Source organism: Ignavibacteria bacterium, from assembly GCA_017303675.1.
In the GTDB taxonomy this organism is placed as follows: Bacteria; Bacteroidota; Ignavibacteria; order Tepidaquicellales; family OLB5; genus OLB5.
Genome location: JAFLBX010000001.1, coordinates 1,725,427 through 1,740,386, shown reverse-complemented (window position 1 = coordinate 1,740,386; position 14,960 = coordinate 1,725,427). Strand labels below are relative to the sequence as shown.

Annotated in this window: 17 protein-coding genes; 14 read left to right on the top strand and 3 right to left on the bottom strand. The window is 36.2% G+C overall.

Annotation, left to right across the window (positions count from 1 at the left end; all coding sequences use genetic code 11):
• Positions 1-4: 4 nt before the first annotated feature.
• The 13 genes from lpxB to atpG all read left to right on the top strand — a co-directional run bounded on the left by lpxB (position 5) and on the right by atpG (position 10,644).
• Complete coding sequence (gene lpxB / locus J0M37_07795; protein MBN8584985.1) at positions 5-1,147, top strand: lipid-A-disaccharide synthase; 1,143 nt, start codon at positions 5-7, stop codon at positions 1,145-1,147.
• Positions 1,144-2,205: a tetraacyldisaccharide 4'-kinase gene (lpxK, locus tag J0M37_07790; GenBank protein ID MBN8584984.1), complete on the top strand. Its 1,062-nt coding sequence runs from the start codon at positions 1,144-1,146 to the stop codon at positions 2,203-2,205. Before lpxB ends, lpxK begins: the two co-directional genes overlap by 4 nt.
• Entirely contained in the window at positions 2,202-2,903 is a 702-nt protein-coding gene (locus J0M37_07785) for a gamma-glutamyl-gamma-aminobutyrate hydrolase family protein (protein MBN8584983.1), read from the top strand. Before lpxK ends, J0M37_07785 begins: the two co-directional genes overlap by 4 nt.
• Before the next feature lie 142 nt (positions 2,904-3,045).
• A complete protein-coding gene (locus tag J0M37_07780) occupies positions 3,046-3,684 on the top strand; it encodes a DUF4292 domain-containing protein (protein MBN8584982.1) in 639 nt (212 codons plus the stop codon).
• Positions 3,675-4,850, top strand: a complete 1,176-nt coding sequence (locus J0M37_07775) for a peptidoglycan DD-metalloendopeptidase family protein (protein MBN8584981.1) — start codon at positions 3,675-3,677, stop codon at positions 4,848-4,850. Before J0M37_07780 ends, J0M37_07775 begins: the two co-directional genes overlap by 10 nt.
• Positions 4,851-5,036: 186 nt before the next feature.
• On the top strand, positions 5,037-5,315 hold the full coding sequence (locus J0M37_07770; GenBank protein MBN8584980.1) for an AtpZ/AtpI family protein: 279 nt from the start codon (positions 5,037-5,039) through the stop codon (positions 5,313-5,315).
• Positions 5,312-5,746 (top strand): hypothetical protein, encoded by a 435-nt coding sequence (locus J0M37_07765; GenBank protein ID MBN8584979.1) that lies wholly within the window; start codon positions 5,312-5,314, stop codon positions 5,744-5,746. Before J0M37_07770 ends, J0M37_07765 begins: the two co-directional genes overlap by 4 nt.
• Before the next feature lie 21 nt (positions 5,747-5,767).
• Positions 5,768-6,598 (top strand): F0F1 ATP synthase subunit A, encoded by an 831-nt coding sequence (atpB, locus tag J0M37_07760; GenBank protein MBN8584978.1) that lies wholly within the window; start codon positions 5,768-5,770, stop codon positions 6,596-6,598.
• A gap of 90 nt (positions 6,599-6,688) precedes the next feature.
• Complete coding sequence (gene atpE, locus J0M37_07755) at positions 6,689-6,907, top strand: ATP synthase F0 subunit C (protein MBN8584977.1); 219 nt, start codon at positions 6,689-6,691, stop codon at positions 6,905-6,907.
• 133 nt (positions 6,908-7,040) lie between these two features.
• Entirely contained in the window at positions 7,041-7,565 is a 525-nt protein-coding gene (gene atpF / locus J0M37_07750) for a F0F1 ATP synthase subunit B (GenBank protein ID MBN8584976.1), read from the top strand.
• Between the two features lie 51 nt (positions 7,566-7,616).
• Positions 7,617-8,168: an ATP synthase F1 subunit delta gene (atpH, locus tag J0M37_07745; GenBank protein ID MBN8584975.1), complete on the top strand. Its 552-nt coding sequence runs from the start codon at positions 7,617-7,619 to the stop codon at positions 8,166-8,168.
• Positions 8,169-8,208: 40 nt separating this feature from the next.
• Positions 8,209-9,729 (top strand): F0F1 ATP synthase subunit alpha, encoded by a 1,521-nt coding sequence (locus J0M37_07740; protein MBN8584974.1) that lies wholly within the window; start codon positions 8,209-8,211, stop codon positions 9,727-9,729.
• A gap of 30 nt (positions 9,730-9,759) precedes the next feature.
• Positions 9,760-10,644: an ATP synthase F1 subunit gamma gene (gene atpG, locus J0M37_07735; GenBank protein ID MBN8584973.1), complete on the top strand. Its 885-nt coding sequence runs from the start codon at positions 9,760-9,762 to the stop codon at positions 10,642-10,644.
• 120 nt (positions 10,645-10,764) lie between these two features.
• Here the strand turns inward: atpG and J0M37_07730 are convergent, their stop codons facing one another.
• The gene (locus J0M37_07730; GenBank protein ID MBN8584972.1) at positions 10,765-11,985 is read right to left on the bottom strand and encodes a T9SS type A sorting domain-containing protein; all 1,221 of its coding nucleotides are present in this window, start codon (positions 11,983-11,985) and stop codon (positions 10,765-10,767) included.
• 149 nt (positions 11,986-12,134) lie between these two features.
• Here J0M37_07730 and J0M37_07725 point away from each other — a divergent pair, with 149 nt between their 5' ends.
• Positions 12,135-12,521 carry a DUF814 domain-containing protein gene (locus J0M37_07725; GenBank protein MBN8584971.1) on the top strand — a complete coding sequence of 129 codons (387 nt, stop codon included), beginning with the start codon at positions 12,135-12,137 and terminating at the stop codon, positions 12,519-12,521.
• 96 nt (positions 12,522-12,617) lie between these two features.
• On the opposite strand, the gene J0M37_07720 is transcribed toward J0M37_07725, so the two are convergent.
• Together J0M37_07720 and J0M37_07715 are read right to left on the bottom strand one after the other, a co-directional pair.
• Positions 12,618-13,373 (bottom strand): tetratricopeptide repeat protein, encoded by a 756-nt coding sequence (locus tag J0M37_07720; GenBank protein ID MBN8584970.1) that lies wholly within the window; start codon positions 13,371-13,373, stop codon positions 12,618-12,620.
• Between the two features lie 13 nt (positions 13,374-13,386).
• On the bottom strand, positions 13,387-14,790 hold the full coding sequence (locus J0M37_07715) for a glycosyltransferase (GenBank protein MBN8584969.1): 1,404 nt from the start codon (positions 14,788-14,790) through the stop codon (positions 13,387-13,389).
• Positions 14,791-14,960: the final 170 nt, after the last annotated feature.

Sequence of the window (14,960 nt, the reverse complement as noted above, 5' to 3'; positions counted from 1 at the left end):
TTTAATGAGTACTGAAGCCGGTTCAAATAATGCCGGGTCTGTTTTCATTTCAGCGGGTGAGCAATCGGGCGATATGCATGCCTCATCTTTGATGAAGGAGCTTAACCGATTATCTCACAGGAAGCTCACTTTCAGTGGACTTGGCGGAGACTTAATGCAGGCTGAAGGCTTAAATGCCATGTATCATGTAAAAGATCTTGCAACTGTTGGCTTTGTTGATGTAATAAAAAAATATTCCTTTTTCAAAAAAGCTATCCGCGATGCTTCAGATTTCATCCGCTTGAATTCACCAGACACAGTTATTTTAGTGGATTACCCCGGCTTTAACTTACGGCTTGCTGAAGAAATAAGAAACTTTTACAAAAAAAAGATAATATATTATATTTCACCTCAATTATGGGCCTGGCATGAAAAACGTGTATTCAAGATCAAAAAATACGTGGATCTAATGCTGGTAGTTTTTCCGTTTGAAGTAGATTTTTATTCCCGCTTTGATGTTAAAGCTATATTCACAGGTCATCCCCTTGTAAAAAGAATTGATGAATATATTTCTTCTCACCCGGTAAAACCCCGGAATAAAAAAACCATTACAATTTTACCGGGCAGCCGCAAGGATGAAATTAAAAATCATATGCCCGTACTTATACAAACTATCAAACTGATAAAAAAAGATATTGATGCTGATATAAATATCAGCATAGCCCCCGGGCTGGAAGGATCATTTGATGAATTCCGCAATGAGCTTAAGGAATTTAATTTAACCGGTGAAAAAACATATGACCTTATTCTGAACAGCGACCTCGTTTTAGCAAAAGCCGGTACTTCAACAATGGAATGTGCACTGCTCGGTACGCCTTACCTGATATTTTACAAAACCTTCCCTTTGAACTATTACCTGCTGAAACCCGTAGTAAAGATCGATAAGCTAGGTATCGTTAATATCCTGCTGGAAGGCAATGTGATCAAAGAATTCATTCAGAATGATTTCACCCCGGGAAAATTACACAGCGAAGCTATGAAGCTGCTTGAGGATACTGATTACAGGAATGAAATGAAAGAAAATTTCCAAAAGGTTAAAAGGATTCTGGGCAGCAAAGATGCATCTACTGAAGCAGCTGCTCTTATTATTAATTCGGCAGGTTTATGAAAATTATTACAATTCCGCTCAGTTATATTTTCAGGGTACTGGTCTTTTTAAGGAACTTCCTTTATAATTCAGGAATTATAAAACCAAAGGTTCTTGACCCTAAAATAATTTCTGTAGGTAATATAGCAGCCGGCGGAACCGGGAAAACACCTTTTGTTGAGCTAATAACTGAATACCTGCTTAAGAAAAATAAATTTGCAGTAATTGTAAGCAAAGGATATAAAAGAGAGTTTGATGATATAAAAGTTGTTGAAACCGGGTTCAAGAATGAAAAACATGAGCTGAACACAGAAAACCTGGGTGATGAAGCATTGATGCTGCTTGAAAATCTTTCAGAAGAAGGGCTTGGGGGCGGATTGCTAGTTGTGGGTGATGATAAAACAAAAGCTGCAAAGTTTGCCGCAACTAAATTTAAGCCTGAAATTATTATAGTAGATGACGGATTCCAGCACAGGAAATTATACAGGGATCTTGATATTGTTATACTGAATCCGGACAGTGATAAACATTTGATACCTGCAGGAAACTTAAGGGAACCTCTTAAAAACTTCAGGCGAGCTGATATTCTTGTGATAAACAATAAATTTGATAAATTTCCTGTTAATGAAAACAGGAAAAATATGCCGCAGGTTATCTGCAGCTATAAATTTGAAGGCTTCAAAAATATTTCAGGCGCTCAAGCCGATGCAGGAAATATAAAATCAGCAGTAGTTTTTTGCGGTATTGGCAAGCCTGACTCTTTTAAGCTTCTGATAAATGAACAAAAAATTAAAATTGATGAGTTTTTAATTTTCCCTGACCATCATTATTTCAGTAACGAAGATCTGGAAAAGATCATGAGCACATTCAAAACCAATATGTCATCACATATTATAACAACTCAAAAAGATTTTGTCAGGATAAAAAATTCTGAGCTGGTTTTAAAAGCAAAAAGTGAAAATACATATAAGAACCTGCTCTATAACTTTCCACTTTATTTTGCAAAAATAAAGATGCAAATTGACCAAAATTCTGAATATTTATACAAAGAAATAGATAATTTACTCGATACTGAATGACAGGTAACAATATTAAATATATTGGTTTAACACGCAGCAACAGCAATTTTGAAAAGTATTATAAATGGCTTGAAGAAAATGAACTTCCTTATATCATACTGGACTGGGAAAAGAATAACTTCGAAGATATCAAAAAATGCTCTGCCCTGCTTTTAACCGGGGGTGTTGATATTTTCCCGGAGTTCTATAATGACTGGGAAGATGGCAAAAACCGCGAAGAGTATATACCCGCAAGGGATGGATTTGAATTCAAGCTGCTTGAATACGCTTTTCAGAATAATTTCCCGGTACTCGGAATATGCCGCGGTTTACAGGTAATTAACTGTAAACTGAACGGAAGTTTAATAAATGATATAGAAACTATCAGAAATACAAATCACCGGAAAATTTCTTCATCCCAGGACCGTACACACAATATTAATATTAAAAAAAGCACCCTTTTATATGATACTGTTAAAAGTGAAATAGGAACTGTCAACAGTTCACATCACCAGGCAATTGACAGGCTTGGAGAAGGATTAATAATTTCAGCAAGGGCTGATGACGGTATTATAGAAGCTGTTGAATGGGACAGTAAAGATGGAAAGCCATTTATGCTTGCTGTACAATGGCATCCGGAAAGAATGACAGATAAAAACAGCGTATTCAGCAAAAATATACTGGATAAATTTAGAGAGGAAATATACAAAGATCAGTAAGTTCAAAGCTCTCGTTTCAATTGCAATATTTTCTGCGTTAATATTCAGCGCATGTTCAGGTTCATCAGGTAATGACCCGGATCCGGCTGTTTTAAAGGATATCAAAGAAAAGGTAAACCGTAATTCAAAGCTTATTGAAACCATGGAAGCTTCCGGGAATATTGCTTTTGATTCCCCCGAGCAGTCCGGCCAGGGATGGATAGAAGTTAGGATCAAAAAACCTGATTCAGTTTTTGTCCGGATTGACGGACCGTTTGGAATTTCAATTGCACAGGCGCTTATTACAAGGTATGATTTCATTTATTACAATGTCCAGGAAAACAGGGCAATACTTGGTCCGACAAATGATATTAACATAGGAGCTGTCTTAAGAATTAAGGTTTCATTTGACGAGCTGATTAACGGATTCAGCGGAGGATTTATTTTTGAAACATCTGAACTTGATTCAGCCAATGCAGGAAGCGAAAAAGGTCTTTATACTATTACAACTAATTCACCCCCCGGCAGCAAAAAGTATTTTATTGATCCTTCAATATACACCGTAAATAAATATAATTCTTTTGATGAAGATAAAAAAACTGTAGTTGAAGTTGATTACAATAATTACTTTGAAGAAAATGCATCAGGTAATACGGTATATTTTCCGTCAAGTATCAAGATAAGAAACCCTGAAAAGAAACAGTCAGTGTATGTTGATTATATTAATAAAACCTTCAATAAACCTGATCTTAAATTCTCGATAAAAATACCAAAATCTGCAAAAGTCACAAAATGGGACTGAGTTTTATTACGAAATATATTTTTTTCCTGAGCGCAATATTAATTTTTTGCGGCGCAACCTATGAGGAAATACTTCAGGATAAGAAAAAACAGGCTGAAAATACTGAAAGCGCAATAATTGAAAGCAAAAACGGTATTACAAAAATCACATCAAGATCAGCATTAATAAACCAGCAGATAGACAGTGTTGAAGCCGCTGTTAATTCCATTAACAGCTTTCTGAAGAATTACGAAAATGAATCGTATATGACCCCTGACCAGATAGCAATTGAAACCAACATGATAATCTACCTTGCCGAAGAAGTTGAAAGGATACAGGAAAGCTTTAAGAACAAGGTTATCAGTTTGTATAAACACGGCGAAAACTATGAGCTTGAGCTCCTTTTAAGCTCAAAAACCCCGAATGAATACCTGAGAAGGAACCAATACCTGCAGAAATTTTCCCAGAACAGGAAAAAAGAGCTGAGAGACCTTAAAGCAAAGAAGTTCATTCTCGAAGAAAAGAAAAAAATGCTGACACTTTCCACTTCTTCACAAAGATTTTATGTTGAATCAAAAAGAAATGAAAGAGCAGTACTTGAAACAAGATTAAAGGAATTAAAATCATTAAAAAGCGCTATCGATTCTGAAGCGAGCCTGCTGGCCGGGAGTATTTCCCGTTATGAATCTCAGCTGAATAATATCAGGAATTTTATTTCAAATTTTGAAGAGAATAAAGAATCTTTCAAAGATAATAAATATAACAGGATCAATTATGATTCCGGAGACCTGAACCAGGTTAAAGGAAATATTAATTTACCAATAGATCTTGGTCTTATTTCAACAAATTTCGGTAATATCTCTGATAATAAAACAATGGCAATATCTTTAAACAACGGAGTTGATTTTTCTATCGCTAAAAATTCAAAAGTATATTCAATTGCCCAGGGAACAGTAAGTATAGTCGGTGAAATTCCATTTTACGGGAAGATAATCATTATCACACACAGCAACGGTTTCCGTTCAGTATATGCTTCATTAAGCGAAGTTAACGTAAAAGCCGGTGATATTATCAAGCTGAACCAGGTTATTGGAAAAACCGGCGAAACTCTTGAGGGTCAAACCATGCATTTTGAGTTATGGTTGAATTCTTCTCCGCTGAACCCAAGGGAGTGGCTGCGGTTTTGAGAACGAGTCTTTCTTTCTCTGTAACCAGAATTCAAACCAATTTTATTAATCCTAAAAAAATCTTTTTCATTCCGCAGCGTAATATCATATAACTGCATTTTTATACCCTAACACACTAGATTCCTAAATTGATTTTAGTTTAAATTTTAGTTATTTTTGTAAATTCACTGAAAAATTTGGCACAAAATGGCGGAAAATAAAGGCATTTTCGATAAAAAAGATGCTGAAAAACCGTCAGAATTAAGGAAAGTTGCCAATTCTTACACATCAGGCTGGCGATATGCCGAATATGCATTTCAATATGGAGCATCAATTGTTCTTTGTACTTTAGGCGGCTATTGGCTTGATAATTGGCTCGAAACCGGCAATATTTTCCTCATAATCGGGGTATTATTCGGTTCTGTGGCTGGATTTGTTAATTTAATGAGGGCATTAACATATAAAAAGAAAGATTCCGGAAAATGAAGGATAATAAGATTAATAAACCGGGATTTTTCAAATACATAGTAATTTCCAGTTTAATCGTAATAGCTCTTGGCTGGTACCCTTTATGGAAATATTTTACAGTTAACCAGATAAATTCCATAGTTTTTGGTTACATAATCAGTTTAGTGAATGCAGTTATAGGTTACAAGCTTAATACTATGGCTTTCAGTAAGCCGACAAAAAGCTTTATGGTCCTGGTATTTGGCGGAATGGGAATCAGGCTGATAGTAGTTCTTTTGTTTTTGGTTATACTTTTACAGTTTACTTCTCTTGATTCATTAAGCCTGGTAGGCTCGGTATTTTTCTTTTATACTTTATTTATATCAATCGAAATTTATTTCCTGCATAAAATTCAATTGCAGGCAAAAAAACATAATCTTGAAACCGCTCCGGCGGATCAATCAAAATAAGATCAACACTGAAATAATATAATGACATTACTTACTGCTTTTATACAGGAACACGCACCGGCAGATTCAACTTTGGTACAAAAGGTTCAGGAAGACGGAAACTGGATCATGCATCACATATCTGATAAACCCGTACTTTCTATTCCGCCAATTCATATCGGCGGCTTTACACTGGATATGTCAATATCCATGAAGATACTTATGCTGATTGTTGCGGCAATTTTAATGGTAATATTATTCGGTTATGCAGCAGCATCAAACAGTAAAAGAAAACATCCCACCGGACTTGGTAACTTTCTTGAAATGCTTATGGTCTTTGTCCGTGATGATGTCGTCAAGCCTTCAATGGGCCATGGATCTGAAAAATATCTCCCCTTCTTTTTTACAATGTTCTTTTTTATTCTGTTCGTTAATATTATCAGTCTTTTCCCCGGTATGTCAACCGGAACAAGCAGCATCAGCGTAACAGCAGGTCTTGCCCTTATCACATTTATTATGACACAAATACACGGCATAAAGAACAACGGATTCATAGGGTATTTTAAAGGCCTTATACCTCCGGGTGTTCCGGTTTTTGTTCTGCCTATTATGGTGATAATTGAATTTTTGGGACTGCTTACAAAGCCTTTCGCATTGGCAATTCGTTTGTTTGCCAACATGACTGCAGGTCATATAGTTATTTATGCTTTGATCGGATTGATATTCATGCTCGGTTACGCAGTTATACCGGTTTCAATAGGATTTTCACTGTTCATATATGTACTCGAGATCCTGGTAGCAGTGCTACAGGCTTATATATTCACAATGCTCTCAGCGCTGTTTATCGGTATGGCAATTCACCAGGAACATTAATTTTCAGGTAATACCAGGTTTATAACAATAATAACAACTAAACAATATACAAATTAACTTCAAAATCTTTTAAGAAAGGATACAAAACAAATGAGCTTAGCAGCATTAGCAGCTGGAATCGGTGCAGGACTCGCAGTTATCGGCGCAGGACTTGGAATCGGTAGACTCGCAGCATCAGCAATGGAAGCTATTGGCAGACAGCCTGAAGCAACTGGCGATGTAAGAACAACAATGATCATCGCAGCAGCTCTGGTAGAAGGTGTTGCACTCTTCGCGCTCGTTATCTGCTTTATTTTAGCTGGAAAGTAAATTAATTGGTTAACCGCCCCTGTAATTTCTGCAGGAGCGGTTAACATCGGTTTACAACAAAAAACAATTTTTATAACAAAGGATAGTTATGTCTTTAGCTTATATATTTTTAGCAAAGTTTTACAATGTAATTATGTTCATCTCAAGCGATCCCCATGAAAAGAAGGATACACTTCTTTCAGTGGAACCTGGTCTGCTTATTTGGACAATTATCATCTTTTTCCTCCTGTTGCTTATTTTAAAGAAGTTTGCATGGGGTCCGTTATTGAAATCACTCAATGACAGGGAACAGAGCATTAAGGATTCTGTTGAAAAAGCCGAATACCTGAAGCAGGAAGCGGAAAAGATACTGGCACAGAACAAGGCTTTGCTTGCAAAAGCAGATGAAGATGCAAGAAAAGTTATTTCAGAAGGCAAAGAGCTTGCAGAAAAGCTCCGTAATGATCTTATCAGCAAGACCAATGATGATACGGCCAGAATGATTAGCCAGGCTAAGAGCGAAATTGAAAGAGAAAAAGTTGCAGCAATGAATTCATTAAAGGATGAAATTGCAAATCTCGCTGTACAGGCTGCAGGAAAGATCATAGATGAGAATCTTGACGCTGCAAAGCAGAAAAAGATAATTGACGGTTTTATCGGAAAGATCCCGCAAAACTGATCACCTAACAGCAGATTATTTAATTTATCAGGTGTGTAAAAAATTCAATAAATGACCAACAGAAAAGTAGCAAGAAAGTATAATTTAGCTCTATATTTTACTGCTGAAGAAACAAATTCAACAAACAAAGTAAAACAGGACCTGGAAGATATTAAAAGATCGATCGATTCCTCAAAAGAACTTTCGAACTTTATTTTGACACCTGTTATTTCAGCTGAAAAGAAAACTGAAGTATTTAAGGCTATGTTTCAGGGAAAAGTAAATGAACTTACAATTAAGTTCCTTGTTTATCTTTGCGAAAAGAACAGAATTAATCTGCTTTATGATATAGCAGACGATTTCATGACGCTTGTAAATGAAAAACAGGGTATAGTTCCTGCAAAGATAAAAACAGCGGTTGAAATTACAGAAGCAGAAAAGAAAGCTCTTATAGAAAAGCTTAAACTTTATACCGGGAAAGATATACAGGCAGCATTTTCAGTTGACCCCTCAATTAAAGGCGGTTTTATTGCAAGTGTTGATGACAGAATAATAGATGCAAGCATTATAAGGCAGCTGGAGCTTCTTAAAGAAAGATTTACAATGGGAAGCTTTAACAATTAATCTACATAAAAAATTAAAATTAATATAAATATATAATAAGATGGCTGAAGTAAAACCAGATGAAGTATCGGCGATACTTCGAAAACAATTATCAGGATTTGAAAAAGAGATAGATGTTTATGAAGTCGGAACAGTTGTTCAGATAGGTGACGGTGTTGCCCGTGTATACGGACTTACAAAATGTATGGCAAGTGAGCTTATCGAGTTCCCGCATGGTGTATTTGGTATGGCTCTTAACCTCGAAGAAGATAACGTAGGATGTATCCTTTTTGGCGACTACACACAGGTTAGAGAAGGTGATGAAGTAAGGCGTACCGGCAGAGTTGCATCAATGCCTGTTGGCGAAGCTATGATAGGAAGGGTTATTAATCCATTAGGTCAGCCTGTTGACGGCAAAGGCCCGATAACAACAGATAAATTTTCACCTATTGAAAGAAAAGCATTAGGCGTTATTGCAAGGCAGCCTGTTGTTGAGCCATTACAGACAGGTATTAAAGCTATTGACTCTATGATCCCAATCGGAAGAGGACAAAGAGAGCTTATTATTGGCGACAGGCAAACCGGTAAAACCGCTGTTGCTGTTGATACAATTATTAACCAAAAAGGAAAAGGCGTTTTTTGTATATATGTTGCTATTGGCCAGAAACAATCAACAGTAGCACAGGTGGTAACAAAGCTTCAGGAAGCCGGCGCTATGGAATTTACTACAGTTATTACAGCTGCGGCTTCTGATCCGGCTCCAATGCAGTTCTTAGCGCCTTATTCAGGCGCAGCACTCGGTGAGTTCTTCCGTGACTCAGGCAGGCATGCTCTTTGTATCTACGATGACTTATCAAAACAGGCAGCTGCTTACCGTGAAGTATCACTTCTTCTCAGAAGGCCACCGGGACGTGAAGCATACCCCGGTGACGTATTTTACCTGCATTCAAGATTACTCGAAAGAGCTTCAAAACTCTCTGATGATCTCGGCGGCGGCAGCTTAACAGCTTTGCCGATCATCGAAACTCAGGCAGGTGACGTATCTGCATATATTCCGACAAACGTAATTTCAATTACAGACGGACAGATATATCTTGAGCCTAACCTCTTCAACTCCGGTGTAAGACCCGCTATTAACGTAGGTATTTCAGTATCCCGTGTAGGAAGCTCAGCACAGATCAAAGCTATGAAAAAAGTAGCAGGTTCATTAAGGCTTGACCTCGCTCAGTACAGGGCACTTGAAGCTTTTACAAAGTTCGGAAGTGACCTTGATAAAGCTACTTTGCAGCAGTTAACACGCGGTTCAAGGCTTGTAGAAGTTCTTAAACAGGGCCAATATACACCTTATCCTGTGGAAAAACAGGTTGCAATAATTTTCGCAGGTACTAACGGATATCTTGATGAAATTCCGCTTAGTGAAGTAAGAAGGTTTGAATCTGAGTATCTTGAAATGATGGAGCTTAAACATAAGGATATCCTGGATACAATTGCTTCAACCGGTGACCTGAACAACGATACAATTGCAAAACTGAAACAGATTCTTGATGAATTTACAAAGAACTTCAAAGTTTCAGTAAAATAATTTAAAAATAATTTCGCTGTAAAACAATAAATGGCAACTTTAAGAGAAATACGCGACAGGATAGGCAGTATTAAAAATACTGAGAAAATTACCAAAGCTATGAAAATGATAGCTTCGGTGAAATTCCGTAAGGCTCAGCAAAATGTTGTAGCTGCAAGGCCTTACTCAAGGAAGATCAGTGATATTTTAAGGAATCTTATCCCGACAATTGAAAGCTTTGATAACGAGTTACTGAAGCAGAGAGAAATAAAAAAGATCTGTGTTGTTGTGGTTGCTGCAGATAGGGGCCTTTGCGGGTCTTTTAATACCAATCTTTTAAAAACAGCTACTTCAGTAATCAATGATAAATATGGCGAATATTTAAGAAACCATGATCTGACAGTTTTCCCGATAGGTAAAAAAGCATATGATTATTTTTCAAAAAGGAATTATGACCTGTATGCAAGGTCAGTTAATATTTTTGACCGTCTTACCTTTGCTGATGCGCAGAATATCGTAAAAGAGATAATTAAAGGTTACACTGAAAAAAGATTTGATAAAGTTGTGATAATTTACAATGAATTCAAATCCGTGATACAGTCAAAAACCGTTGAAGAGCAGTTCCTCCCTATTCCCCCCTTTGAAAAGGCAGAAGGAGAAAAATCGAAGATATCAAATTATATATTTGAGCCTTCAAGCGTTGATATAGTAACCAATCTTCTGCCCAGGCATCTGAACACACAGGTATGGCGCATATTGCTGGAATCATTCGCATCAGAACAGGCAGCACGTATGACAGCGATGGATTCAGCTACTACAAATGCAAACGACCTGCTTCAGTCGCTTAACCTTACATACAACAGGGCACGCCAGGCTAAGATCACAACAGAAATACTCGAGATCGTTGGCGGCGCAGAAGCACTTTCAAAAGGATAATAAATATTTTAAAACAGAACTTGTAGAGACGTCCCGATGGGACGTCTTTTTTTTTATTTATTATAGAATTTGAACCTGTAGATTATCTAAAGAATTATCAACTAGATAATTTGAGCATTATTACTTAATTAAAACCATTTTCTTTATATCTTTAAATCTATCAGCTTTCAACGAATAAAAATAGATCCCCGATGCAAGTTCAGATACATTAATATTCAAATTATATCTGCCAGGTGCTTTGAATTCATTTATCGTGTATAATTCTTTACCAAGAATGTCAAACACTATCAAGGAAATGAAAGTGCTTTTAGGGATATCATAAACAATTAAAGTATTCGGATTAAATGGATTGGGATAATTTTGAAATAATTGAAATTTTTCCGGAATTTCATTTGAACCTGTATGAACTCCCAGTGGAATCCCGCCATTAGTTGTTCTCAATAAAAGTCCATTCGTTCCATATGCAAAACCGGTCTGTTGATTGATAAAAAGAATGCGATGTATAGTATTTAATGGTTGGGTTGAGTATTGGGTTTCCCAATTTAAACCACTATTTGACGTATGCAAAATTGGTCCATTAGGGGCAACTATATAGCCAATATTTTCATTTAAAAAATAACCCCCTGTAAAATAATACTGATCATTTTGATATATTACCGACCAATTATTTCCAGAATTCGTCGTTTTGAGAATATATCTGTTTGGGGGATTTTCTGAGGAAATGAAGCCAGTGTTCGCATTTATAAAATTAAACATTCTGTTAAAATTATAACCAGTCAAACTTGAATTCCAATTACTGCCCGAATTTGAACTTTTGTAGAAACGATTATTATTGGCATAAAAACCATTTGTTGTATCCGGGAAGCTAGGCGGATTAAAATTTGGTGTACCGAAAGAAACACTGGTGTAAGTCCAATTTAAACCACCATTAATTGTTCTATGGCAATAGATAGGAAAAGTAGGTTGCCCAAGAGATGATATAATATATCCAATTTGTTCATTAATAAATTTAACAGATTGTGTTATAAAAAAATCACCTTGTTGCTGCACCCAATTTACTCCCCCATTCGTAGATTTAAATAAAGATCCTCCCACTGCAAATCCTGTATGACTGTTAACAAATGAAATTGAATTAAATTCAATCCCAATGTTTATAACAATCCAATTTTGTCCTGAGTTAGTAGTCTTAAGAATATTGCCATTTGTTGTAGCAATAAACCCAGTATCATTTCCAACAAAACACATAGAATTTAAATTCGTGTTTACAGGTAAACCTACTAAGTTCCACCCTGTTTGAGCATAAACATTTGTGCAAATAATTATAATAATTAAATATTTCATAAGATTAGATTTAGTATATTTGTAAGATAATGAGTTTATAATTGTATTTATTAAATTATAATCGTACCAATGTAATAAAATACTAAAAAAAGAATGATTCTGATATCTATTTTTCAGTCATTAACACATTAATTAGTACAAAAGGAAACATGGAATCAGACAATAACTTAAAATACTTCCGCATTTTCCCCTTGGGTGATGGTTTTGAAGTATGGGTAGGCAAACACTCCGAAGCAAATGACCTTCTCTCATTCAAATACACAAAACAAAATGACCTGTGGTTCCACGTTAGGGGAACAAGCGGTTCACATACAATTTTAAAGCTGCCGGAAGATTTTGACGGAATTATACCTAAGGATTATATTAAAATAGCTGCTGAGATCTGCGCATTTTACAGTAAAGCCAAGAATGCCAAATCAGTACCGGTAGCATATACAGAAGGAAAAAATGTATCAAAATATAAAGGCGCTAAATCAGGCAGTGTTGTAATAAAAGGCGAAAAGGTAGTTAAAGTGCAGCCGCAAGTACCGGGTTAGGAACACACATTTGCGAGGAGTGTAAACGACGAAGCAATCTCATTGATTTTTGAGATTGCTTCGTCACTTTGTTCCTTGCAAACTTAGCAATATTTATCAAAAATCATTTATAAGTTTATTTATCTGTACTTCGACTTCGCCGATCTTTCGTTCAATCACTTCTGTACGTTCAGGCTTAATTTTTAAAAGGTAAGTATAAGCTTCCATTGCATCAAAATAATTCCCCTGCTTCGCAAAAATATCCGCAAGAGTTTCAGTTATTATTTTCACCTCAAATTTATTTTTTAGCCTTTTCTTTTCAAACGAAGGCTTTGAGCCTTCTTTGCGGAAAAAGTGAGGTGATTCAAATATTTTCCTGAACTCAGCATATTCATTAGATTCTTCAATTTCTTCCAGGTCAATTTTTTCCGCAGTGAAATCTTCTATCTCATAAGTAGGGAAAAGATTGTAATTATAGTCATAATCATTATATACCGGCGCTTTAAATTCAAGCTTGGGGATAATGTCATCTTCATGCCTTCTTGATACTTCTGTTTTGGTCAGATCATTGGCAATATCCAGGTACTTTTGTGCTATTGCCATTTCAGGATGCTCACTTAGCAGCTTTTCAAACAGCTTCTTAGCATCCAGAAAGTACCTGTTGCTTAAGTAAGCCTTGCCAAGCAGAAGTTTTGCAGTAACATACCCGGGGTAGAACTTCAGCCCTGCCTGCAGAAGCTCGATAGCTTCTGATACATTCCCGTTTATCAGGTAATAATTGGCAAGCTTAACAAATTCGGGAGTTAAAGGATTTGTCCTTATTTTATCTTCAAGCTTTTGTATCAGGTATTTTATTATATCTGTATCTACCACTTATGTATTTATATTAAGCCTGGTTTTCTGCTATTTTTTTATTAGTATCTATTACGTGTTTAATTGAAAGATATGCTACAAGTCCGAACCCAAAAGTATACATCAGCTGGAACGGTATTGCTGATATCTGCAAAGTTACCGCTGAAACTACCACACAGGCAAGACTGTATAAGGCAATGATAAGTTCCAGCACAACAGAAAACTTAACAAATTTTTTATGTACATATTTTTTATCCTGCCATTTATCTTTATCGCCTTCAATGCCGTATTTCGGAGTCCGTACGAACTCTGATTTTTTATTGATCAAAGCTTCAAATACTGCCTTAGTATTATTTATGGCAAAACCCATACTGCCTGCCATAAATACCGGGAACAGCAGTATCCTTGAACGCCAGTCTTCGTAAACATCCTTTTGCGAATACAAATAAAACAAAAACGATGCTATAAATGCAAGTACAAATACAGACATAAATATAAAGTATGTATCATAAAGACCAGTATTTTTGATAAGTACAATAGGCATGTTCAGCAAACACGCTACCAGAATAAAAGGGAATACGATGTTATTCGTTAAATGGAAAGTACACATTATCTTTGTTTTAAGCGGAAGCTTTGCAGCCCAAACCCTGAATAGCATTTTTCTTGCTGTTTCAATTGCACCTTTTGTCCATCTGAACTGCTGAGATTTCAATGAATTGATCTCTGAAGGCACTTCTGAAGGAGTGGTAAAATCAGTGAGATATTTGAACTTCCATCCTTTTAGCTGTGCGCGGTATGAAAGATCAAGGTCCTCAGTAAGCGTGTCAGCTTCCCAATTACCTGCATCAAAAATACATTCCTTGCGCCATACTCCGCTTGTACCGTTAAAATTGATGAAGTAACCGGCTTTATTCCTTACCTGCTGCTCAAGTACAAAATGTCCGTCAAGCGCAAGCGCCTGGATCTGTGTGACAAGTGAATACGCGCGGTTTAAATGTTCCCAGCGGGTTTGTACCATGCCAATTTTAGGATCTTTGAAAAATGGCAGCACAATTTTCAGGAAATTCTTCCTGGGGATAAAATCTGCATCAAATATTCCAACAAATTCACCTTTTGCTACTTTTAACCCTTCTTTCAAAGCGCCGGCTTTGTAACCTGTACGGTCTGTTCTGTGAATATGGTGAATGTCAAATCCGCGAAGCTGGTATTCTTTTACAATATTTGCTACAATTTCCACTGTTTCATCAGTAGAGTCATCCAATACCTGTATCTCAAGCTTATCTATCGGATAGTCCATTTCGCAGACTGTTTTTATCAGCCTTTCTATAACATACATTTCATTGTAAATAGGCAGCTGCAGTGTTACAACGGGATAGCTTTCAAGCTCCTTTGTGAAGTCATCCCTTTTATGCCTGTGTTTAAGGTAATAATAGATCATAATGAAGCCGTGTGAACCAAATGTAAATAAGATCAGTAATGACCCTATATAAGTAAACAGTATTATCTCTTCCAATTTATATTTTTATCCTTCAAAAAACTAATATATTAATATAATTAATGTAACCTTTTTTGTATATGTAAAACCGTTATTGTAAATTCACATTTTAA